The sequence below is a fragment of the Cellulomonas sp. genome (assembly GCF_015234515.1).
In the GTDB taxonomy this organism is placed as follows: Bacteria; Actinomycetota; Actinomycetes; order Actinomycetales; family Cellulomonadaceae; genus Cellulomonas.
On the sequence record NZ_JADGMY010000028.1, the window covers coordinates 336,050 to 357,987 of the forward strand.

The window sequence follows — 21,938 nt, forward strand, 5'->3', positions numbered from 1 at the left end:
GTGGGCGCGCGAAGGCCGAGGCCCCCGCGGGCGTCCGGAGCGTTCTCGCCCCGGCGCCCGCGAGGGCCTCGGCCTCGTCGGGAACCGTCAGGACCGGGGGTGGCCGGGCTTCGGCGGCTTCGGCGGCTTGGTCGGCTTCGGCGGCTTGGTGGGCTTCGGCTCGAGCGCGGCGACGGCGTCGAGCAGCGCGGCGGTCGCCTCGTTCACCTTGGCCTGCGGTGCGCCGTGGGCGAGGACGGCCTTGGCGCGGGCCTCGGCCTTCTTCACCGCGGCGACGCTCCTGCCCGTGTAGGTGTGCCCGCGCAGGTCGAGCTCCGCGACGGTCGCGAGCGCGGCCTCGAGCCCGGAGGTGTCGGTGATCTGCTTGCGCAGGCCCAGCCACTTCTCGGGGTCGGCGACGGCCACCGCCCCGAGCTTCTCGGAGAAGTCGCTGTTGAAGATCAGCGGGTTGTGGGTCGACCGCCAGCTGAGCTGGTCCGTCAGGCCCCAGAACGTCACCCGGTTGATGTCGGTCGAGTACTTCTTGTAGACCGCGAAGTACTCCGCGAACCGCTGGGCCTGGATCTTCTCCAGCTCGGCCCGGTTGGTGATCTTGCCCTCCCAGTAGGTGAACCCCTCACGGGAGATGCGGTCCTTGACGGACGGGTCGGTCAGGTCGCGGTACGCGGCCCGGTCGTCGCCCTCGGGCTGGCCGTTCCACGCCTCCCACACCTGCAGGTCGAGCTCGCTGATGCTCACCGAGAAGCCCGCCTCGACGATCAGCTGGATCGAGCGCTCCACGGACGCCTCGTTCGAGCACGCCCCCGGCTGCCACTCCGCCGCGGCGTCGTCCACGAGCCGCGGCAGCCGCGTGAGGTCCGAGCACGCGTAGGCAGGCGTCTGGTTGATGTAGTTGTGCGACTGCATGCCGATGGCCTCGACCAGCGGGCGCGGGTCCTCGGGGTGCTCGGCGGCGTACCGCTCGTTGAGGTCGGTGGCCATCGCGATGATGGCCTGCGCCTTCCCCTCGGACTGGAACACGTTGAAGTCGTTGTACTCCAGCCGCGTCTCCGGGCCGTACTGGCGGGCGAAGACGAACGCGTCGTAGAGGAAGTCGGCCGGGTGCTCGCCCGCCGCGGTGTCGGCGCCGTTGGCGTAGGAGCTGTACCAGCGCGAGAAGCCGCCGTTGGGGCCGCCGCGCAGGAAGTCGCGCCAGTCCTGCGTCGCGGGGTCGAACTCCGCGAGCCCGTCGACGAACGCCTCGTTCACGACGTCCCAGGACACGGTGCGGCCCTGGAAGTGCGTGAGCACCTCCTCGATGTACCGCTCCATGTTGGCCTTGGCCTGGGCGCGGGTGCCGCCCGTGGTGCCGCTGTTGATGCGGGCGGGCGACTGGCCGTGCCAGACGAGCACGTGCCCGTGCACCTTCATCCCGCGTGCCAGCGTCTCGTCGACGAACGCGTCGGCCGCGTCGAAGGTGAAGGTGAACTCACCGGTCTCGGGGTCGATGTTGTCGTTCGGCAGCAGCTGGTCCGGCTTCATGGCGTTCTCGGCCGTCATGACGTTGTAGTGCCGGTCGATCGTCGCCGAGTTGGGCGACCCCTCGGCGTACGTGCCGGGGTGGGAGTAGATGTTGCCGACGTCGAAGTAGTCGCGGTAGACGTCCTTGAGCGGCTTGATCGCCTTGCGGAACGACGTCTCGAGGACGACGTCGTGCTCCGGCATCGTGAAGGAGTCGACGCGTGCGCCGATCCACTCCAGGTCGGCCGACGTCCAGCCGCCCCAGACGTGCCCCTCGCGCGGCGTCGCCGTCAGCTGGACGGTCTCGCCCGCCTCGTAGCTGCCCGCGCCGGTGACGGTCCCGTGCTTGGCCGCGCGGATCTCGACCTCGTAGGTCTCGGCGACCGCCGCCTGGGCCGGGGCGCCGAGGCCGACGCTCGCGACGACGATCGCGACCCCGGCACCCAGCCATCGCGCCGCCCGCCGCCGGGCGCTGCGCAGACCCGCCGTCGGCGCTCCGCCGCTTCCTTGTGTGGTCCCTCGATCGCTCATCGATCCCCCTTCGAACCTGCACCGGAGCCGGCGGCGAGAGGCGACCCCCCGCCTGCTGGCATCTTCACCACCCGCCCGAGGGGTCCGCCGGTCGCGAACGATCACCAGCAGCCACCCGGGACAGCCGTTGCGGTCCGCGGGCAGGCGCCGACGTCGTCGTCGACGGAGAACGTTCACTAGGCCGAGTGGGTGACACCGTAAGGAGGGTGACGGGCGGCGTCAAGGATCCGTGCTCCCCGCATGCTGCGGCCTGCGGGGGCGAGACTCAGGCACTGCGTGCGGTGTGCCGATGGTCAGACGTGGAGAGACTGCCCGGTCTGCTCGCCGGCGAGCCCGTGTACTGGATCGAGCAGGTCACGACCCTGCGTGACGGGCGGCTGCGTACCGAGCTCGGGTTCTCGGACGTCGCCGCGCACCCCTACGAGCGCCTGGTCACGGGGACCGTCGCGATGCTCCAGCAGGTCCCGGGCGTCGACGACGTGGTCCACGAGGACCGCGAGGTGGTCGTCGTGACGAGCCGCTGCGTGACCGCTGAGCAGATCGGTGACCTCGTCGACCGCTACTGGTTCGACCGCCTGCCGAGCACACCGATCGACCCCGGGTTCGAGACCGCCCCTGCCGACGTCCTCGCCTGGCCGTGGCCGAGCGCACCGCCCGGCCCGCGGGGTGAGCCGCCCGTGCCGACGCCCCTCGAACCGCGCGAGGCGATGGCGTTCCCGCCGTCCCGCAGGCGCATGTGGACGTACCTCGTGTGCGGGGCCGTCGCCTTCGCCGGCGGCGCCGCGCTCGCGGCGACTCCCGGTGGCGCCGACGGGATGCTCCCGCTCGTCGTGGGAGCGGTCAACATCGCCGTCGGCACCCGCATCGCCGTGCGTCGACGGCGGGGTAGGTGGACATGACGACCGAGCCGTCCGGGTACGTGCCGGCGAGGACTCGTTCGACGACCTGCCTGACTACTCCCAGGTGAGCGTGCCGTCCTCACCCAGGACGCCCACGTCGCCGTCGCACATGGGCCGGTCGGCGAAGTCGTGCCGGACGATCACGTCGCCGTCGGCGTCGCGGATCTCCAGGTGCCCGTCCTGCTCGACGAGGCACTGGAGCTCACGGTCGACCCACTGGGTGTCGAGGTAGGCGGACTCCTCCATGGTGCTCGTGAACGAGTCCAGCCCCTGCGCATCGACGACGACGACCGTGAGCCCGTCCCTGCCCGACTCGTTGCGCACCTCCGCCTCGACGCTCCCTCCCACCGTCCGGGCGGCGTGACCGATCCGCCGAACCGTAGCGCGAACACGAAGGTGTTCGGCTGACCGAGCGCCACGCGCGTCACCGCATCGAGATCGCGACCTCCGCGGCCTCGGCGACGGCGTCGATCGCGCGTCGCGGTGAGCGGGCGTCGCCGATGATGTGGAACGGGATCTTCCTGGCCAGGCAGTGGTCGGTGAGCTCGGTGGTGTCCAGGGAGCGCGAGCCGACGGCGACGACGACGCCGGTGGCGGGGATGGTCGAGACCTCGCCGTCGTGCTCGACGACGACCCCCTCGGCGTTGATCCGCAGGCAGCGCGTGTCCACGACCGTCGCGACCTCGTGCAGGGCGAGGTGCGTCATGACCTCCTGCTTGCGCAGCGTGCCCAGGTCGCGGCCCACCTCCGAGCCCATCTCGACGACCGTGACGGACGTGACGCGCGGGTCGTTCTGGGCGAGGTACTCGGCGACCTCGAGGCCGACGAGCCCGCCACCGATGACCACGACGTCGCCCGTGAGCTGGGAGTAGCCGGTCAGGACCGTCTCGGTGTCGATGACCGAGTTCTGGTCCGAGCCCTCGAGGTCCAGGGTGATGGGGGTCGAGCCGATCGCGATGATCACCTCGTCCGGTGCCACCTGGTCGATGAGCTCCGGCGTCACGGGCGTGCTCAGCCGCACGTCGACACCGAAGTGCTCGAGCGTGCTGGCCCGGCTCAGCGCCGCGTCGCTCATCTCCTGCTTCCGCGGGGCGAGCCCGGCCATGTAGAACTGCCCGCCGAGCCTCGCCGACGCCTCGCACAGGATCGGCTTGTGCCCGAGCGCGTGCAGGCGCTCGGCGGCCTCCATGCCGCCGATGCCGCCGCCGGCGATGAGGACCGTGCGGGGGTTGTCGGTCTTGGGGATGCGGAACTCGGCCTCGCGTCCCACGGCCGGGTTCTGCAGGCACGAGATGTGCGGGAACGTCGAGGCGTTCGCCGCGGCGATCCGGTCGAAGCAGCCCTGGTTGCAGCCGATGCAGCGGATGATCCGCCACTCCTCGCCCGCCATCGCCTTGGTGCAGAACTCGGCGTCGGCGATCTGGGCGCGGCCCATGACGACCATGTCCGCCTGCCCCGACGCGATGATGTCCTCGGCCTGCTGCGGGTCGTTGATGCGGCCGACGGCGACGGTGACCAGGCCGGTGTCCGCCTTGAACTTGGCGGCGTTGTGGACGTTGAAACCACGGTCGTGGTCCATCGTCGGGACCTGCAGGTTCACGCTCATCACGGTCCCGCGCGACACGTTCACCATGTCGACGCCGTGCTCACGCGCGACCTTGGTGAAGGCGATGACGTCGTCGACGGTGTTGCCGCCCGGGACCCCGTCGTCGCCCGCGGAGACGCGCATCATGAGCGGGACGTCGTCCGGGATGGCCGCGCGGATCGCGTCGATGCACTCCAGGGGGTAGCGCATGCGGTTCTCGGCGCTGCCGCCGTACTCGTCGGTGCGGCGGTTGAACCCGGGCGAGAGGAACATCTCCGGGGAGTAGTTGTGGCCGGCGTGGAACTCCAGGACGTCGAAGCCCGCCGCGACCGCGCGCGCTGCCGCCTCGCCCCACGCCTGCACGATCTCCGCGATCGTCTCCACGGTCGCTCCGGGCAGGACGACGCCGCCGGCGACCGGCATGTCGCTGGGGATGACGGCGTACGTGGCCGGGTCCTGGCCGGGCGTGATGATGCCGCCCTGCCACAGCTGGATGCAGGTCTTGCCCCCGGCGGCGTGGACGGCCTCGTTGAAGCGGATCCAGCCCTCGAGGTAGGAGTCGTCGGCGATCGACATGAAGTTGCGCGGCGCCGTGGGCTTGTGCACGGACGTCGCCTCGACGGTGAGCAGGCCGCAACCGCCGCGGGCGCGGGCGACGTGGTAGTCGATGAGCGCGTCGGTGACGTAACCGCCGTCGGCGCCCATCTTGGTCGCCATGGCGGGGAAGTCGACCCGGTTCTTGAGCGTCACGCCCCGCACGGTCAGCGGCGAGAACAGGTGGGGGTAGAGCATGACGCACTCCTTCGTACAGGCCCGGCTTTTCGGTACTGGCAACGTACTGGCGTCCCGAAACAACGGCTCAGGCCCATCGTCCCGATAAGGTCGGCCTCACCTGCCACGAGGAGTACCCGACGTGATCGCCCCCGAGCCGCCCCCTCCTCCGGGCCCCGGCCGGCCCCGTGCGACCACGCACCGCGCGATCCGCGACGCCGCGATGCGCGAGTTCGCCGCCCACGGCTACGCGGCGACGAGCGTCGAGCGCATCGCCCAGGCCGCCGGCATCGGGCGCAACACGTTCTTCCGCTACTTCCCCACCAAGCTCGACGTCCTCGGCGACGACTACACCGCCAACCAGGAGGTCGTCGCCCAGCACCTGCGCGCCGCCCCGGCCGGCGGTGACGTGCTCGAGCAGGTCATCGACGCGGTCCGCGCCTCCATCCGGTACGACGACGCCGACCGGGAGTTCTACCGGCTGCGCCTGCAGGTCCTGGCGCAGGACCCGACGGTCCCGCACGCGTGGGCGCGGCCGCTGGTCTCGGGCTGGGCCGAGCTGATCGCGTCGCACGTGCTGGCCTCCGCCACCGACACCGGCCCGCGCAACCGGGCGGTCGCGCAGGCGGTCGGCTACGGGATGCGCGGCGTCCTGGCCAGCGTCCTGGAGGCGTGGTCCGACGACGAGGTCGGGCTCGGCGCTGCGCTCGACCTGCTCGCGGCGACCGTGCGCGAGATGTTCGAGCCGTCGGTGCGGACGCTGACACGGTGAGTGGGCGCCGCCTTGAGCCGACAGACCTTCCGGTGAGACGCTCCCGTCATGAGCTTCGACGTATTCGTGCAGCGCATGGTGGACGGCGAGCTGGCGGTGACGGACAGCGACGCGCTCCGTGACCTCATCGCCCCCCACGTGAAGAGCACGGAGCCCGAGTCCGACTTCGCGCTCCTGCAGTTCGACGACGGGACCGCGGACCTGTACGGGATCGGCGAGCCGGGCAACGGCTTCATGGTCAACCACGTCAGCGGCCAGCAGGCCTGGGACCTCGTCGCCAAGCTCGCCGCCACGGGCGACATGACGCTCATGGCCCCGGGCGTGCCGCCGATGATCTGCAGCGAGGCGGCACGCGCCAACCTCCCGGAGGGGGTCGGTGAGTCGGCGGTGGTCGTCACCTCGGGTGCCGATATCCAGCGCACGATCGCCGAAGGCTGAGGCGAGCGGCTCGCTACGCCTCGTCGGGCGTCGCGAGCTGGAGCAGCAGGGCTTCGAGTGCGGGCAGGGCGTTCTCGGGTCGGGTGAAGTCTCCCGCCACGGTGACGCGTCCGCCGGGACGTTCGAGCCCACGGTGAGGGACGTCCCTGACGAGAGCCAGCCGCACTCTGCCCTCCGTCTCCCACTGGACCTCGACGCGCTCGCTGAACGCGTAGCCCGTCTCGCCCGGGCGGGTGAACAGCAGCGTGAACATCGAGGTGTCAGGGCGCACAGCGCCTGCCCACCGGTGGTGCAGGGCGTTGAGGAGCGCGAGGTTCAGGCGTGCTGCCGGGACGTCGAGGGCGCGGAAGCGCGCGGCTGCCACGTCGCACGCGTCCTCGACGTCGTCAGCCCCCACGGGCGGACGGCTCAGCCCGGTCGCCGCTCGCTGCCTCACCCGCGTCTCGAAGCGCCTCGCGTGGTCCCGCTGGATGTCCATGGTGTTCGCGAAGGCCTCTGCGAGCAGCCGTCGAGCTCCGGGCCAGGCCCGTCGTCGGCGACGAGAAGGGCCTCCGCGCGCGAAGAACACTCCCCAGACTCGCCCGCTTCATCAGGCCCAGACGTCGGCACCGGCGGGTGCCCCGGTCGGGTGCAGCCGAATCCGATAGAGACCAAGTGACTCCCCGACCGACTTCGGATAACCGGCACCGAGCGTCTCCTCCACCCAGTCGAGCCACGGCGCGGGAGCCAGGGCCAGGTTGATCACGCACCTCATCGACTCGCTCGTGCTCCACGGCGACGACTGGACGTTCACGACTGCCAGTCACCCGACGGGCTACATCTGCGCCAGGTCGGTGCCATGCCGCGGAACCCGTGGTCCCTCGCAGCCGGACCCACGTGCTCGCGGAGGACGGCTCGTAGCCCCACCCGCTGAACCCGTCGTTCTCGCCTTCGTCATCGTCCCACACGCGCTCATCGTGTCGCGTCAGGCGCGGCGCCCAGCACGGGCGGCAAACGCGTCCATCGCGGCAAGAACCTGCGGGGCCTGCCAGACCTTGTGCCGTAGCGCCGAGGTCGACGGTTGAAGGACGCCGGCCTTCTCGAGGACCTCGATGGCGTTGCGGGCACCACGGTCGGAGATGGCGAGCGTCGCTGCGACGTAGTCAGCGTTCACGACGGGCTGGGCGACGAGTGCGTCGATGAGGCGCCACGCTGCCGAGTCGGATCGGGCCTTGATCTGGTCCTGCCATGCAGCGCGAAGGGCCATGACGTCGTCGGCGAGGTGACGGCCGTTGATGGTGGCGGCCACTGCCGCGTAGGCGACCTGTTCGACGATGACGTCGGGGTCACCTTCCCGGTAGCTGGTGAGCGCGCGGAAGTAGCGGTCGGGATCGCGCAAGAGGCCGGCGGACACGGGCACGGTCGTGTGCCGGGTCAAGCCCCGGCGGCGCAGAACCTGCTGCAGCAGCACGCGGCCGGTGCGCCCGTTGCCGTCGACGAACGGGTGGATGGTCTCGAACTGGGCATGGACGAGCGCTGCGTGCGTGAGTGCGGGGATGTCGTCGCGCTCGGCGAACGTGACCATGTCGTCGATCGCGGCCTGCACGCGTTCATGGTGCGGGGGGATGAAGTCGGCGCCGTGCGGGCTGATCGCGGAGGCGCCCACCCACACCTGTTCGGCGCGCCATCGGCCGGCGACGTCGGGGTCTGACACGGTGAGCAAGGCGTGGTGAACGGCAAGGATCGTGTCGGGGGTGATGTCGTCGCCAACGGCGAGGGCTTCATTCATGGCGCGCACGTTCGCGGCCACGAGCTCGGCGTTCTGCTTGGATCCAACTCCGAGACTTGCCATGGCGAGGTTGCGGGCGTTGGTGGTCAGATGCTCGATCTGGGAGCTGGAGGCCGACTCGGTGCGGAGCAGGACCGCGGGCATGGGGACAGGCATCGTTGCGACTTCGCTGTCGAACCGCGCGACATCGGAGGTCGCGTCGTTGACGAGGACTTGCACGTTGCTGCTGATGCGCGGGGTCCGGTGCGCGATCGGTGGCAGGACTGACGCCCTGTAGGGGCGCGAGATCCGCTGGCGTTCCCAGACGCTGAGGCGCCCATCATCGAGGTTCGATGTCCAGTCGCGGGGCTCGGCGGTGAGCGCGGGCCACGCTGCGTCGTCGCCCGCACCGGGTACGACGTCCGTCTGCTGGCCGCTCATCAGGCTTCAACAACCTTGGGCACTATTGAAGTCTAGCCGCTTAGCCTTCAGTGAGCGAGACCCATATAGAAGGCTGCGAGTTGCAGCCGTACCCCGATACGCCTGGTGGCCGTACGGCCACACGAGCCCTGGGGCAGCACGTCCGACGCGGACATCCTGTTGGCCACGAGGCCCTGCCAACACCGCGGGACTCGCGCGCGGCGGCCACCCACCCTTGATCTGCACCAACACTGTGCGCCTGGGCAGATTCGAACTGCCGACACCCGCTTTAGGAGAGCGGTGCTCTATCCCCTGAGCTACAGGCGCGTGACACCGGGTCCCGGCGACGCCGGACCAGCCTACCGGCCGGTCAGCCCTGTCCGCGGCAGGTCACCGACCCCACCACTCCCCCACCGGGCCCAGCACAGCACACCCCCACACACGCTGGTCGCCACGTCACAGCACCCACCGTGAGAGCGTGAAGCGTTCTTGCCGGATTCCGGCAGCAACGCTTCACACTCCGTCCGGCAAGGAGTCCCCGTGCGTGAGCTCGTCGTCCTCGGGACGTCGTCGCAGGTGCCGACGCGCACCCGCAACCACAACGGCTACCTGCTGCGCTGGGACGGCGCGGGCGTGCTGGTCGACCCGGGTGAGGGCACGCAGCGGCAGCTGATCCACGCGGGCGTCGCGGCGTCCGCGGTGACGCGCATCTGCCTGACGCACGTGCACGGCGACCACTGCTACGGGCTGCCGGGCGTGCTGTCCCGCATGGTGCTGGACGGCGTCGAGCACCCCGTGGACCTGCACTACCCGGCGTCGGGCGAGGACGTGGTGCGGGCGCTGGTCGGCCTCGCGAGCCCGGGCCTGGACCTGCGGCTGCACCCGCACGGCGCGTCCGGACCGGTCGCGGACGGGCTGGAGGTCGTCGCGCTGCGGCACCGCGTCGAGACGTACGGGTACCGGCTGAGCGAGCCGGACGGGCGCACCTTCCTTCCCGAGCGGCTCGCGGCGGCGGGCATCAGCGGCCCGGACGTCGGCCGGCTCGCGCGCGACGGGCACGTCGGGCGGGTGCGGATGGAGGACGTGAGCGTGCCACGTGCGGGGCAGCGCGTGGCCGTCGTGATGGACACCGCGGTGTGCGACGGGGCCACGGAGCTGGCCGACGGCGCCGACCTGCTGCTCACCGAGTGCACGTACGCCGACGAGGACGCCGACCTCGCCGCCGAGCACCTGCACCTGACGGCCGGCCAGGCGGGCGTGCTGGCCGCAGCGGGTGGCGCGCGCACGCTCGTCCTCGCCCACTACTCGTCGCGCTACCCGGACGTCGAGCCGCTGCGCGCGCAGGCCGAGTCGGCCGTGCGGGCCGCCGGCGCGACGACCACCGTGCACGCCGCGCTCGACGGCGACAGGTTCGCGCTCCCGGCACGTCGCGGGACGCCTGCGCCCTCGGCCCGCTGAGCCCTGGCGCCACCGAGGTCGCGCCGGTCTCCGACCGGGCTACCGGGGCTCTCGTCCGCCGACGCCCCGCGGCGCCCACGCCAGGAACACCACGGCGCCGAGCACCGGCAGGAGCAGGATCGCGAGCAGCCACAGCACGGGGTGGCGGGTCGGCACCGCGCGCCAACGCAGCAGGGCGAGCACCGTCAGCGGCAGGACGGCCAGGACGGCGACCGACCACAGCAGGTCGTACGTCGGGGGCACGAGCAGCTCCATCGGCGGAGCGTATCGACCCGGGCACCCGCCTGTCCGCCCATCCCTCACCCGTCCGACGCCACCCCCGGCAGCAGCACCTCCACGGCCCCCACCTGCACGACCCGCCCGTGCGAGTGCAGCCGCTCGACGGTCGTCCGTGCGAACCCGTTGCCCGTCTGCCGGGCGATGACCGCGGCCGACCCCGACGTCAGGTACGCGACGGCCGCCTCCTGCCACTGCTGGTTGCGCACCCGGGGGACGGGCCGGCCGGCGCTGTCCCGGTCGCCCACGGCGTACGTCTGGCCGGACACGTCGATGCGGGTCGCACAGCCGCGCCGCTCGTTGCGCGACAGGACGTCCAGGACGACGAGGGCACCCGGCGAGTCGGCGCGGACGCACCCCGTGGCCGGGAGCAGGTCACGCACCTGCGCGACGGGGAACGGTGCCTGCGCCGGTGCGGCCGGGACGCCCGCGACGACGCCCAGCAGGCCGCACGCCAGCACGGCACCCCCCGCCCGCAGCCGGTCCGGCACCACGGAGATCCCCGCCGCCAGCACGAGCGCGACGGCCGGCGCGCTGTACGCGGCGTAGGACGCGAAGTACGAGGGCGCAGCCAGCAGCACCAGCAGCTGCGCCCCGAGCACGGCGACCCACAGCCGCCCGCGGTCGTGGCGCCAGGCGGCGACCGCGGCCGCGACGACGGCCAGGCCCACGGCCGCGGTGACGGCCGCACGCACCTGCTCCGACTCCCACTGCGTGGCGCTCACGCCGAGGATCCCCTCGACCCGGGTCGCCACCGTGCCCGGTGCCCGCGAGCGCCCCAGCTGCGCGAGCACGACGAGCTCCACCATCGACCGCCCGGACGCCACCGCGAAGGGCAGCAGCACGAGCAGCGCAGCCGCGGCGCCCGCCACCGCGACGCCCACCGCCTCCCGCACCCCCCGCCGCACCGCCCACCACACGACGACCACCAGCACCGGGACGACGTTCCAGATCTTGACGACGACCCCGAGCCCCAGCACCGCACCGCCGACGTACCGCCACCGGCGGGCCGCACCGGGGACCTCCGCGCGACGCAGCAGCGTCACGCCGGCCAGCAGCGTCAGCGTGCCGAGCGGTTCGAGCAGCGTCAGCCGCTCGGTGTACGCGGCGGCGGTCGACACGGCGTAGAGGAACCCCGCGACGACGGTCGCAGCGAGCCCCCAGCGTCGGGCCAGCCGTGCGACCAGCACCGTGTTGGCCGCCCCCAGCAGCAGGAAGCCGACGCGCGCGACCGCGAGCGCGGTGGAGTCGCTCGTCCAGTGCGTCAGCGCGGCGAAGGGCGTCAGCGCCAGCATGATCCCCGGCGGGTGCACCAGCAGGAAGTCGCGGTACGGCAGCCGTCCGTGCACGAACGCGACGGCCGAGGAGAAGTACACCCCGTCGTCGTAGCCGTGGTACTGGCGCAGCCCGGCCGCACCCCCGAGCAGGTGCCACCGCACGACGAACGCGAGCACCCCGGCGGCGAGCGCGACGGCCCACGCCACGGCCGCCCGGCCGGGGCGCCACGTCACGTCAGGTGCGCGGCTGCGCCGGGTTGGTCGGGTCCCCGTGCGAGGGCGGGTTCTGCGGCGGCCCCTGCGTCTGCGGGGACGCGGTCACAGGCCCCTCGGGGGGTGGCGCGAGCTCGGGAGCGGGCGATGCGGGGTCACCCCCGGACGGGGCGGCGCCGTCGGCCAGCTCGGTGAGCCACTGGTCCAGCACCACCAGCACGGGCAGCCGGTTGGCCCGCGTCTCCTCGTACTCCCGCAGCACGGCGACGTCGTCGGCCTCCAGCGACCGGACGCGCTGCTTCAGGGTGCCCAACGGCAGGTGGTCGAAGTCGGGCAGGGGCAGGTCCTCGCGGGCGATGTCGTCGGCCATCTCGTCCTCCTCGTCGTCGTCGGGAACACTCCACGATGGGGTGCACGACGGCGACCCGCACGCCGAGAGGGCCCGGGGCGACCACCCTCACCGCAGCATGCGGCCGTAGGCGTCCTTCCCGCCGTTCGCGAGCAGCAGGATCCCGTCGATCACGGACCACAGCCACACGGCGGGTGCGATGACGAACCCGATGAGGACGAACACCAGCAGGACGCCGACGAAGAACCCGAGCAGCTGCGCCAGACCGATGCCGACCTGCCCCGCGTACAGGCGCCCGACACCGCAGAGGCCCACCATCGGCAGCAGCAGCGACAGCAGGCCGGCGGTCGTCCGCGTCTTGTCCGACCACGGCGTCCCGGTGACGGGGTCGAACCCGTAGACGGGCGCGCCCGCCGGGGCGTACCCGCCGCCATACGCCGGCGGCGCGGGGACGGCGTACCCGTACGGCGGCGGCTGCTGCGATCCGGGCACGTCGTCCTGGGGGAAGTACGGCTGCTGCTGATCGCTCATGCGCCGGAGAGTAGCGCCGATCCGGCACTCCGGACCGGGACCTCGCAGGTGGTCACATCCGCGACCACGTCCACCGGCCGGCGGGCATGCACTCGCCTCGGCCGTCCAGGTCGGCGGCCGAAGCGCGGCGTCAGGGGGACGCCGGGCGTCAGGTGGGGGCGTGCGACGGGTCCTCGGACGGCTCGGCGCCGTCCGCGAGCTCGTGCAGCCAGTTGTCGAGGACCTGCAGCACGGGCAGCCGGTGGCTCTGCGCCTCCTCGTACTGCCGCAGCATGACGACGTCGTCGGCGTCCAGCGAACGGATGCGCTGCCCGAGCCTGCCCAGGGGCAGGTGGTCGTAGTCCGGCAGAGGCAGGCTCTCCCGGCCGACGTCGTCGGTCATGTCGTACCTCCTCGTCGCGGTCCGCTGCCCCAGCATGGACGACCGACCAGGTTTTGCACCTCGGGCCGCCGGGTGATCCTGTTTGTGCCATCCGCACCTGCTGGGTCGCTGACCTCGCCCGTCAGCCCGCACCTGCGGCCGCCGGACCCCCTCAGCTGGTCTGCACGGCCCCCGAGAAGCCCTCCGAGGGCTGCACCACGACGAAGCCCGGGCCGTGGAACTTGTACTGGAACGCCTCGCCGGTGCCACCGCGCAGCAGCGACGTCATGTTCATGCTGGACACCACGTCGGGCACGAGGTTGGCGGACCAGCAGACCGCGGCGTTGGGGTCGACGAACGTCGGCTGCTGCGAGCAGTCGAGGATGACGGGCGTGCCGTCGGACGTCAGCGCGACCGACCCGCGGCCCTGGATGAGGGTGTTGAACAGGCCGCCGGTCATCGTCCCCGCGCCGCGCGTGCGGTGCAGGTCCCACTGCAGCGCGGCGTCGAACGCGAGCAGCGACGAGCCGCCGACGCTGATCGCGTCGCCCTCGAGCTCGATGAGGAACACGTTCTCCGCCATCCGCGCGAAGAACACGTCGCCCTGCCCGGACACCGTCATGAGCGCCTGGTCGTCCGACGACATGGCGCGCTTGACGAACTTCGTCAGCGAGTCGGCACCCTTGTGGTGGAACTGCACGTTGCCCTGGTACGCGACCATCGCGCCCTTGGCGGCAATGACCGGCTCCCCGAGGGTCACCTTGAGCATCTTGGTGTTCTGGAGGACGAACCGCTGGCCGGTCGCCACCTCGAGGTTCTTCTGGTCGAAGATGTCGCTGCGCATGGGCACATCCTCCCGCGCCGCCGGGTGCGGCGTGGCAGGTTCCCGGGTGACGTCGGCCGCGCCGGGGGCGCGCCGCGTCAGGCCGCGAGGACGTGCGGCGGGAAGCCGCGGCGCTCGACGTGCGCGCCCTCGGGGATCTTCGCCTCGGGCTCGACGACGAGGCCGGCGTCGAGCCGTGCCTTCGCGCCCACGTCGACGCGCACGCCCAGGCGCGCACCGCGCCCGACGACCGCATCGCGCCCGATGTGCACGTGCGAGCCGAGCCGGGCGCGTGCGTGCACGACGGCTCCGGGTTCGACCCAGCAGAACTTGCCGACGGACGCGCCGGCCTCGACGACGGCGTCCGGGTCGACCCATGCGGAGTCGGCCACGTACGCGGTCATGTCGACCCGAGCGCTCTTGGCGACGAGGCCGCCGCCGTTCTCGTGTCGCTGGTAGCGGACGACCTTGCCGTCCTCGGTCTCGAGTTCTTCGTATCGTCTCTTCATCCTGACCACCAAAACGATCCGACCACGCACGGTGTTCCCGGCCCGCGGGCTCTCACGCGACCTTCACGAGAGCCCCACGCCCTGTTCAGAGCGCTCCCCGGTGGCCGAGCACCCCATGCTCCGCCAGAGTGTCCCCCGTGGGCGACGCGACAACGCACGACCAGGCGGCAGCGGTGGAGCACCTCGTGCTCATGGGCGTGGCCGGGTCCGGCAAGACGACCCTGGCGCGCATCCTCCAGGAGCGCCTCGGGCTCCCGTACGCCGAGGCCGACGACTTCCACCCGCCCGCCAACATCGAGAAGATGTCGGCCGGCACGCCCCTGGACGACGACGACCGGTGGCCCTGGCTCGAGGCGATCCGCGACTGGCTCACCGAGCAGACCCACGCGGGACGACCGTCGGTCGTCACGTGCTCCGCGCTCAAGCGCTCGTACCGCGACGTGCTGCGCTCCGCCGAGGGGCGCGTGCGGTTCGTCCACCTGACCGCCGGCACCGACCTGCTCGAGGACCGCATGGCGCACCGCGAGGGCCACTTCATGCCCACGACGCTGCTGCCGTCCCAGCTGAGCACGCTCGAGCCGCTCGGCGACGACGAGGACGGCGTGACCGTCGTCGTCGACGTCCCGCCGCAGGACGTCGCCGACCGGGCGCTGACAGCGCTGCACACCTGATCCGACCGCCCGCACCGCGGGCCGACGCAAGGGAGACGCCGTGCCACCGGAGGACTGGGAACAGACGCTGGGAGCCGGGCCGCTGCTCGGCATCGCGGCCGCCGCCATCGCCCTGCTGCTGTTCCTCATCATCCGGCTGCGGCTGCACGCGTTCCTCGCGCTGATCCTCGTCTCGCTGCTCACGGCGTTCGCCACCGGTGTGCCGGCGGGGTCGGTGGTCGACGTCCTGACGTCCGGGTTCGGCACGACGCTCGGGTCCGTCGCGCTGCTCGTCGGGCTGGGCGCGATGCTCGGCCGGATGGTCGAGACGTCCGGCGGTGCCGCAGTCATGGCGGAGACGCTGGTGGGACGGTTCGGGGAGAAGCGGGCGCCGCTCGCGCTGGGCATCGCGTCGCTGATCTTCGGGTTCCCGATCTTCTTCGACGCGGGCCTGGTCGTCATGCTGCCGATCGTGTTCGCGGTCGCCCGGCGCCTGGGCGGGTCGGTGCTGACGTTCGGGCTGCCGACGGCCGGCGCGTTCTCCGTCATGCACGTCTTCGTGCCCCCGCACCCCGGGCCCGTCGCGGCCTCCGAGCTGCTGGGCGCGGACCCCGGCATGGTGATCCTGCTGGGGCTCGTCGTCGCGCTGCCCACCTGGTACGTCAGCTCCTACCTGTACGGCCTGTGGGCCGGCCGGCGGTGGCAGCTGCCCGTGCCGGAGCTGCTCGGCACGCAGGAGGAGGAGCCCGACAACCCCCCGGGCCTCGGCACCGTGCTCGGCGTGCTGCTGCTCCCCCTCGTCCTGATCTTCGTCAACACGGGCCTGGACACGTTGCGCAGCGCGGGCGTCGTCGACGGTGACCAGGCGTGGGTGCAGGTCGCCCGCGCCATCGGGTCGACGCCCGTGGCGCTGCTGATCGCCGTCCTGGTCGCCGCGTGGGTCATGGGTGCCCGGCGCGGGCGCGACAAGACGACGATCGAGCGGCTGCTCGAGTCGTCGCTCGGCCCGGTGTGCTCCGTCATCCTCATCACCGGCGCCGGCGGCATGTTCGGTGCGGTCCTGCGCGCGTCGGGGATCGGCGCGGCGCTCGAGGACGCGCTGGGCGACATCGGGCTGCCCGTCATCGTCGCGGGCTTCCTCATCTCGACGGTGCTGCGGATCGCGCAGGGCTCTGCGACGGTCGCCCTCATCACGACCGCCGGGCTCATCCAGCCGGCCGTCGCGAGCGGCGACTTCACCGCCGTGCAGCTCGCCGCGATCGTGCTGGCGGTGGCCGCGGGGTCGGTCATGGCGTCGCACGTCAACGACTCGGGGTTCTGGCTGGTCGGCCGGTTCTTCGGCATGGACGTCCGCACGACGCTGCGCACGTGGACCGTGATGGAGACGATCATCGGCACCATGGGCTTCGCGATCGCGTTCCTCATCTTCAGCATCGCCTGAGCGCCGGTCGGCCGGGCGCGCGTCGGACGTGCGTGCGAGGATCGGGCGCATGACGACGGACCAGGACTCACGTGACCTCGCCGGGGACCCGGCGCCGGCCGGATCCGGCACGGCGCTGGGCGACCCGTCGGACGTCGCGGCGGTGAGCGACCCGCAGGACCCGCTGGCCAACGCGGACGACACGCAGCTGTGGCTCGAGCGCACCGGCACCCGGCAGTACGTGGGGCGCAGCTCGCGCGGCGGCGAGGTGCGGATCGGGTCGCTGGGCGACCCGGACGCCTTCACGCCGGGCGAGCTGCTGAAGATCGCGCTCGGCGCGTGCACGGGCCTGTCGTCCGACGCCGCCATCGCGCGGCGCCTGGGCGACGACGTGCCCGTGACGATCCGCGTCGGCGGCCTGGCGCACCCCACGGAGGACCGGTACCCGGTGCTGACCGAGGTGCTCGAGGTGGACCTGTCGAGCCTGGACGACGCCGCGCGCGAGCGGCTGCTGACGGTCGTGCACCGCGCGGTGGCCGAGCACTGCACCGTCGGCCGCACGCTCGAGCACGGTGCGACCACCTCGCTGACCGTGGCCGGGGAGCGCTGACGTGCCGCGCCTCGTGCAGGCCGCCCTCGACAAGGCGGTGACGATCCCCTCGGCGTCGATCCACGCGCACGTCGCCAGCGTCCGGCGCAAGAACCCGGGCGCGACACCGGAGCAGATCATCCAGCTCCTCGAGAAGGAGTTCCTGCTCGTCGTCGCCGGGGCGGGCGGCGCCGTCGGTGCGGCGGCCGCGGCCCCCGTCGTCGGGACCGGGCTGGCCACGGCGCTCACGGTCAGCGACGTCGCGACGTTCTTCGGTGCCTCCGCGGCGTTCTCGCTGGCGGTGGCGTCGGTGCACGGCATCGAGGTCGCGGACAGCGAGCGCCGCAAGGCGCTGCTGCTCGCGAGCCTGCTCGGGGAGTCCAGCACCAAGGTCATCGGCGACGCGACGGAGATCACGACCATCCGCGTGGGCAGGCTGCTGCTGACGCGCATGCCGATGGGCACCGTGAAGAAGGTCAACAACCAGCTGACGCGTCGTCTCGTCCGCAAGCAGGCCGCGCGCATGGGCGGCCTCGCCGTCGGGCGGCTCGCGCCCTACGGCATCGGCGCCGCGATCGGCGTCGCGGGCGGACGCGCCCTGGGCCAGAGCGTCATCAAGGGCGCACGCCTCGCGTTCGGACCGCCGCCGACGACGTTCCCTCAGGTCATCGAGTCCGAGTCGGGCACCCGCGCCCTGCCGCCGGGACAGGTCTACCCGACGCCCGCGCCCGGCAGCACCGACGCCCGCCCGCGGCGCCGGCTCCTGGGCCGGCGCCGCTGAGAAGGGCGACTACCAGCGCGTGTGGACGTGCTGGCGGATCTTGTCGTCGTAGACCCGCTCCAGGGACGCCAGCGTCGCGTCGTCGAGGTCGGGGAAGCGGTCGGTCGCGGCGTTCGCCTGCGCCTGCGCGGGCGTGCGGGCGCCGGGGATCACGACGGAGACGCCGGGCTGCTGGACGATCCACTTGAGCGCCAGCTGCGCCGTCGTCATGCCCGAGGGGGTCAGCGCCGCGACGTCCTGCGCCGCGGCGACGCCCACGTCGTAGGGGACGCCCGCGAACGTCTCGCCGACGTCGAACGCCTCGCCGTGGCGGTTGAAGGCGCGGTGGTCGTCCGCCGCGAACTGGGTGTTCTCGTCGTACTTGCCGGACAGCAGGCCCGAGGCCAGCGGCACGCGGGCGATGATGCCGACGCCCGCCTCGACGGCCGCGGGGAGCACCTGCTCCAGCGGCTTGCGGCGGAACACGTTGAGGATGATCTGCACGCTCGCGACGTTCGGACGTGCGATCGCGGCGAGCGCCTCGTCGACCGTCTCCACCGAGACGCCGTACGCGGCGGTGCGGCCGTCCTCGACGATCCGGTCGAGCGCGTCGAAGACCGCGTCCGTGTGGAAGACCGGCGTGGGCGGGCAATGCAGCTGGACCAGGTCCAGGGTGTCGGTCCGCAGGTTCTCGCGGCTGCGGTCCGTCCACCGGCAGAACGCCTCGTACGTGTACGCGGCCGGCTCGTGCGGGTCCGCGCGGCGGCCCATCTTCGTCGCGACGGTAACGCGCTCGGCGACGTCGGGCCGTGACGCGAGGAACGCGCCGATGGCCCGCTCGGAGCGGCCGTCGCCGTACACGTCGGCGGTGTCGAGGAACGTGACGCCCGCGTCCACCGCCGCCTCGAGGACGGTCCGCGCGGTGTCGTCGCCGACGGCACCCCAGTCCCCTCCGAGCTGCCAGCAGCCCAGCCCCACGACCCCGACCTCACGACCCGTCCGTCCCAGCACTCGCGTCTGCATGCGCCAGACGCTACCCCGCGCGAGGATCGTCGGATGACACCCGAGCCGCCTGCCGGCACCGCCTCCGTGACACGCGCCTTCGCGGTCCCCGCGGACGTCGCCTGGCGCGCCCTGACCGACACGCGCCGGCACGAGGCGTGGATCCCGCTGACCCGGGTGCGCACCGACGGCCCGCCGCGGCTGGGGACCCGCGTGGTCGCGGTGTCCGGCCCGGGTGCGCGCCGCGGAGGGCCGGGTCTGGTCGACCGGATGGAGATCACGCGGTACACGCCGCCGGGTGACGGCCCGGGCGTCGCGGTGTTCACCAAGCGCGGGCCTGTGCTGCTGGGGTCGGCGACGGTGGTCGTGCTGGCGACGTCACCGACGACGTGCCGGGTGACGTGGTCGGAGCAGGTGCCGCTCGCCGGTCCCCTGCCCGCGTCCCTGACGTCGCGGCTGACGGCCCCCCTCCTGGCGGCCATGCTGCGCCTCGTCCTGCGCCGCGCGGCGGCCGACCTGACCCGGGGCTGACCGCCCGGGATCGGCGGCGGGCGCCGGGGTCGCACACGGGCGTTACGGGTGCGTTTCGGCGCAACGGACCGGGGGTGCTCCGCCGTGCGGCGCAACGGATCACGCCTCCACACGCAACGTCACCTGTCGGGCCGCACGTCGGCGGGATCGTACGCTCGTCTCGGGCCGCACGACCCCCGCGGCCCCGTCCCCCGAGGAGTCCCATGACCGCGCACGCCCCCGGCGCCACCCCCCGTCATTACCTCATGTGCGAGCCCACCCACTACACGGTCTCCTACGAGATCAACCCGTGGATGGACCGCACCCGGGCCACCGACACGGCGCTGGCGGTGCGCCAGTGGCGCACGCTGCGCGACACCTACCTGGACCTCGGGCACACCGTCGACACCATCGACCCGATCCCCGGCCTGCCCGACATGGTGTACGCGGCCAACGGCGCGACGATGGTGGGCGGGGTCGTGTACTCCGCGCGCTTCCGGTACGCCGAGCGGCAGGCCGAGGGGCCCGCCTACCAGAAGTGGTTCGCCGACCGCGGCTACGTCACGCACACCGCGGCCGCCACCAACGAGGGCGAGGGCGACATGCTCGTCGCCGGCGACCTGCTGCTGGCCGGCACCGGTTTCCGCACGGAGCGCACCGCGCACGCGGAGGCCCAGGAGCTGTTCGGCCGGCCCGTGATCTCGCTCGAGCTCGTCGACGCGCGCTACTACCACCTGGACACGGCCCTGGCCGTGCTGTCGTCGGACCCGCGCGACCCGCAGATCGCGTACTACCCGCCCGCGTTCTCCCCCGGGACGCGCGCGGTGCTGGAGCAGCTCTTCCCCGACGCCGTCCTGGCCACGGACGACGACGCGGCCGCGCTCGGCCTCAACGCCGTCTCCGACGGGCTGCACGTCGTCGTCGCCCCCGGCGCGACGCACCTCGCCGGCGCGCTGCGCGAGCGCGGCTACACGCCTCTGCCCGTCGACACCTCCGAGCTGCTCAAGGGCGGCGGCGGGGCCAAGTGCTGCACCCTCGAGATCCGGGAGTGACCATGCGTACCGCCGCCGCGACGTCCGCCCTGGCGCCCAACTACCACCCGCTGCCCGTCACGCTCGCGACGGGTGAGGGGTCGTGGGTGACCGACACCGACGGGCGGCGGTACCTCGACCTGCTCGCCGGGTACTCGGCCCTCAACTTCGGGCACCGGCACCCGGCGCTCGTCGCGGCGGCGCACGCGCAGCTCGACCGGCTGACGCTCACGTCCCGGGCGTTCGACCACGAGCTCCTCGAGCCGTTCGCGCAGGCGCTCGTGGGGCTCGTCGGGCCGCTGCTGACGGGCACGTCGCACCTCGTCCTGCCGATGAACACCGGCGCCGAGGCCGTCGAGACGGCCATCAAGGCCGCGCGCAAGTGGGGCTATGAGGTGCGCGGCGTGCCGGCGGACCGCGCGACGATCGTCGTCGCGGACGGCAACTTCCACGGGCGGACGACGACGATCGTGTCGTTCTCGTCCGACCCGGACGCCCGGCGCGGCTTCGGGCCGTTCACCCCCGGCTTCGTCACCGTCCCGTACGACGACGCGGCCGCGGTCGCCGCGGCGATCGACGAGACCACCGTCGCGGTGCTGCTGGAGCCGGTGCAGGGCGAGCAGGGCGTCGTCGTGCCGTCGGCGGAGTACCTGCCGGCCGTGCGGGCGGCGTGCGACGACGCGGGCGTGCTGCTGATCGCCGACGAGATCCAGTCGGGCCTGGGGCGCACCGGATCGACGCTCGCGTGCGAGCGGTTCGAGGTGCAGCCCGACCTCGTCACGCTCGGCAAGGCGCTGGGCGGGGGCATCGTGCCCGTCTCCGCGGTCGTCGGACGCGCGGACGTGCTCGAGGTGCTGACCGCCGGGACGCACGGCTCGACGTTCGGCGGCAACCCGCTCGCGTGCGCCGTCGGGATCGCGGTGGTCGACCTGCTCACGCCGGGCACGCTGCAGGCGCGCGCCCGGACCCTCGGCGAGCTCGTCGCCGACCACCTCGCCGGTCTCATGGACGAGGAGCTGCTGTCCGGCATGCGCACCATCGGCCTGTGGGCGGGCCTGGACATCGCGCCGTCGGTCCCCGGCGGCCCGACGACAGGACGCGAGCTGTGCGAGCGGCTCCTCACCCGCGGCGTCCTGGCCAAGGACACGCACGGCGGCACGATCCGCCTCGCGCCCCCTCTGACGATCGACCCGGCCGACCTCGACGAGGCCCTCACCCACCTGACCACAGCCCTCACCACCCCCTGACCCTGCCCCCCTCCCCCTCCCCATCCCCATGGGGCGCGAGAGCGCAATCCAGTCACCACCCCACCCCCCATGGGCGCGAGAGCGCAATCCAGTCACCACCTCCGCACGCGAGAGTGCAATCCAGTCACTTCCCCACCCCCCCCACGGGCGCGAGAGTGCAATCCAGTCACCACCTCCGCACGCGAGAATGCAATCCAGGCACTTCCCCACCCTTCACGGGCGCGAGAGTGCAATCCAGTCACCACCTCCGCACGCGAGAATGCAATCCA

Annotated in this window: 25 protein-coding genes and 1 tRNA gene; 11 read left to right on the top strand and 15 right to left on the bottom strand. The window is 72.7% G+C overall.

The window, feature by feature from the left end; all coding sequences use genetic code 11:
• Positions 1–87 precede the first annotated feature (87 nt).
• Positions 88–2,031: an endo-1,4-beta-xylanase gene (locus IR158_RS15095; protein ID WP_291814235.1), complete on the bottom strand. Its 1,944-nt coding sequence runs from the start codon at positions 2,029–2,031 to the stop codon at positions 88–90.
• Positions 2,032–2,330: 299 nt separating this feature from the next.
• Here IR158_RS15095 and IR158_RS15100 point away from each other — a divergent pair, with 299 nt between their 5' ends.
• On the top strand, positions 2,331–2,930 hold the full coding sequence (locus IR158_RS15100; RefSeq protein WP_291814236.1) for a hypothetical protein: 600 nt from the start codon (positions 2,331–2,333) through the stop codon (positions 2,928–2,930).
• 54 nt (positions 2,931–2,984) lie between these two features.
• Here the strand turns inward: IR158_RS15100 and IR158_RS15105 are convergent, their stop codons facing one another.
• On the bottom strand, positions 2,985–3,254 hold the full coding sequence (locus tag IR158_RS15105) for a hypothetical protein (RefSeq protein ID WP_291814238.1): 270 nt from the start codon (positions 3,252–3,254) through the stop codon (positions 2,985–2,987).
• A 100-nt stretch (positions 3,255–3,354) separates the two neighbouring features.
• On the bottom strand, positions 3,355–5,307 hold the full coding sequence (locus IR158_RS15110; protein WP_291814239.1) for an FAD-dependent oxidoreductase: 1,953 nt from the start codon (positions 5,305–5,307) through the stop codon (positions 3,355–3,357).
• Between the two features lie 121 nt (positions 5,308–5,428).
• Between IR158_RS15110 and IR158_RS15115 the strand changes: the two genes are divergently transcribed.
• Positions 5,429–6,058, top strand: a complete 630-nt coding sequence (locus tag IR158_RS15115; protein WP_291814241.1) for a TetR family transcriptional regulator — start codon at positions 5,429–5,431, stop codon at positions 6,056–6,058.
• Between the two features lie 48 nt (positions 6,059–6,106).
• Positions 6,107–6,496 (top strand): hypothetical protein, encoded by a 390-nt coding sequence (locus IR158_RS15120; protein ID WP_291814242.1) that lies wholly within the window; start codon positions 6,107–6,109, stop codon positions 6,494–6,496.
• 13 nt (positions 6,497–6,509) lie between these two features.
• Here the strand turns inward: IR158_RS15120 and IR158_RS15125 are convergent, their stop codons facing one another.
• The 4 genes from IR158_RS15125 to IR158_RS15140 all read right to left on the bottom strand — a co-directional run bounded on the left by IR158_RS15125 (position 6,510) and on the right by IR158_RS15140 (position 8,990).
• On the bottom strand, positions 6,510–6,893 hold the full coding sequence (locus IR158_RS15125; protein WP_291814244.1) for a hypothetical protein: 384 nt from the start codon (positions 6,891–6,893) through the stop codon (positions 6,510–6,512).
• Between the two features lie 192 nt (positions 6,894–7,085).
• On the bottom strand, positions 7,086–7,241 hold the full coding sequence (locus IR158_RS15130) for a hypothetical protein (protein WP_291814246.1): 156 nt from the start codon (positions 7,239–7,241) through the stop codon (positions 7,086–7,088).
• A 219-nt stretch (positions 7,242–7,460) separates the two neighbouring features.
• Positions 7,461–8,684: a Fic family protein gene (locus tag IR158_RS15135; protein ID WP_291814247.1), complete on the bottom strand. Its 1,224-nt coding sequence runs from the start codon at positions 8,682–8,684 to the stop codon at positions 7,461–7,463.
• Between the two features lie 233 nt (positions 8,685–8,917).
• A tRNA-Arg gene (locus tag IR158_RS15140) sits at positions 8,918–8,990 on the bottom strand.
• A gap of 213 nt (positions 8,991–9,203) precedes the next feature.
• Here IR158_RS15140 and IR158_RS15145 point away from each other — a divergent pair.
• Complete coding sequence (locus IR158_RS15145) at positions 9,204–10,121, top strand: ribonuclease Z (protein WP_291814249.1); 918 nt, start codon at positions 9,204–9,206, stop codon at positions 10,119–10,121.
• Between the two features lie 39 nt (positions 10,122–10,160).
• Here IR158_RS15145 and IR158_RS15150 read toward each other — a convergent pair whose 3' ends face one another.
• The 7 genes from IR158_RS15150 to IR158_RS15180 form a co-directional block, all read right to left on the bottom strand.
• Positions 10,161–10,376, bottom strand: coding sequence for a hypothetical protein (locus IR158_RS15150; protein ID WP_291814250.1), 216 nt, complete (start codon positions 10,374–10,376; stop codon positions 10,161–10,163).
• 44 nt (positions 10,377–10,420) lie between these two features.
• Positions 10,421–11,908, bottom strand: coding sequence for a glycosyltransferase 87 family protein (locus tag IR158_RS15155; RefSeq protein ID WP_291814252.1), 1,488 nt, complete (start codon positions 11,906–11,908; stop codon positions 10,421–10,423).
• Position 11,909: 1 nt separating this feature from the next.
• Positions 11,910–12,257, bottom strand: a complete 348-nt coding sequence (locus tag IR158_RS15160; RefSeq protein ID WP_291814254.1) for a hypothetical protein — start codon at positions 12,255–12,257, stop codon at positions 11,910–11,912.
• Positions 12,258–12,344: 87 nt separating this feature from the next.
• Positions 12,345–12,767, bottom strand: coding sequence for a TM2 domain-containing protein (locus IR158_RS15165; protein ID WP_291814255.1), 423 nt, complete (start codon positions 12,765–12,767; stop codon positions 12,345–12,347).
• Between the two features lie 148 nt (positions 12,768–12,915).
• Positions 12,916–13,149: a hypothetical protein gene (locus IR158_RS15170; RefSeq protein WP_291814256.1), complete on the bottom strand. Its 234-nt coding sequence runs from the start codon at positions 13,147–13,149 to the stop codon at positions 12,916–12,918.
• A 151-nt stretch (positions 13,150–13,300) separates the two neighbouring features.
• The gene (locus tag IR158_RS15175; protein WP_291814257.1) at positions 13,301–13,972 is read right to left on the bottom strand and encodes an AIM24 family protein; all 672 of its coding nucleotides are present in this window, start codon (positions 13,970–13,972) and stop codon (positions 13,301–13,303) included.
• Positions 13,973–14,049: 77 nt separating this feature from the next.
• Entirely contained in the window at positions 14,050–14,460 is a 411-nt protein-coding gene (locus IR158_RS15180; RefSeq protein ID WP_291814258.1) for a transferase, read from the bottom strand.
• A 137-nt stretch (positions 14,461–14,597) separates the two neighbouring features.
• On the opposite strand from IR158_RS15180, the gene IR158_RS15185 reads away from it, so the two are divergent.
• From IR158_RS15185 to IR158_RS15200, 4 genes are read left to right on the top strand one after another with little or no spacing between them, the layout of a single operon-like run.
• The gene (locus IR158_RS15185) at positions 14,598–15,131 is read left to right on the top strand and encodes a gluconokinase (RefSeq protein ID WP_291814259.1); all 534 of its coding nucleotides are present in this window, start codon (positions 14,598–14,600) and stop codon (positions 15,129–15,131) included.
• A gap of 40 nt (positions 15,132–15,171) precedes the next feature.
• Positions 15,172–16,551, top strand: a complete 1,380-nt coding sequence (locus IR158_RS15190) for a GntP family permease (protein ID WP_291814261.1) — start codon at positions 15,172–15,174, stop codon at positions 16,549–16,551.
• Positions 16,552–16,600: 49 nt separating this feature from the next.
• The gene (locus IR158_RS15195; protein WP_291814263.1) at positions 16,601–17,140 is read left to right on the top strand and encodes an OsmC family protein; all 540 of its coding nucleotides are present in this window, start codon (positions 16,601–16,603) and stop codon (positions 17,138–17,140) included.
• A 1-nt stretch (position 17,141) separates the two neighbouring features.
• Positions 17,142–17,900: a hypothetical protein gene (locus tag IR158_RS15200; RefSeq protein ID WP_291814265.1), complete on the top strand. Its 759-nt coding sequence runs from the start codon at positions 17,142–17,144 to the stop codon at positions 17,898–17,900.
• A gap of 9 nt (positions 17,901–17,909) precedes the next feature.
• On the opposite strand, the gene IR158_RS15205 is transcribed toward IR158_RS15200, so the two are convergent.
• A complete protein-coding gene (locus tag IR158_RS15205; protein WP_291814267.1) occupies positions 17,910–18,902 on the bottom strand; it encodes an aldo/keto reductase in 993 nt (330 codons plus the stop codon).
• A 33-nt stretch (positions 18,903–18,935) separates the two neighbouring features.
• Here IR158_RS15205 and IR158_RS15210 point away from each other — a divergent pair, with 33 nt between their 5' ends.
• The 3 genes from IR158_RS15210 to rocD all read left to right on the top strand — a co-directional run bounded on the left by IR158_RS15210 (position 18,936) and on the right by rocD (position 21,669).
• Positions 18,936–19,412: an SRPBCC family protein gene (locus IR158_RS15210; RefSeq protein ID WP_291814268.1), complete on the top strand. Its 477-nt coding sequence runs from the start codon at positions 18,936–18,938 to the stop codon at positions 19,410–19,412.
• A 203-nt stretch (positions 19,413–19,615) separates the two neighbouring features.
• Positions 19,616–20,443 (top strand): dimethylargininase, encoded by an 828-nt coding sequence (gene ddaH / locus IR158_RS15215; RefSeq protein ID WP_291814269.1) that lies wholly within the window; start codon positions 19,616–19,618, stop codon positions 20,441–20,443.
• Between the two features lie 2 nt (positions 20,444–20,445).
• Positions 20,446–21,669 carry an ornithine--oxo-acid transaminase gene (gene rocD, locus IR158_RS15220; protein WP_291814270.1) on the top strand — a complete coding sequence of 408 codons (1,224 nt, stop codon included), beginning with the start codon at positions 20,446–20,448 and terminating at the stop codon, positions 21,667–21,669.
• Positions 21,670–21,938: the final 269 nt, after the last annotated feature.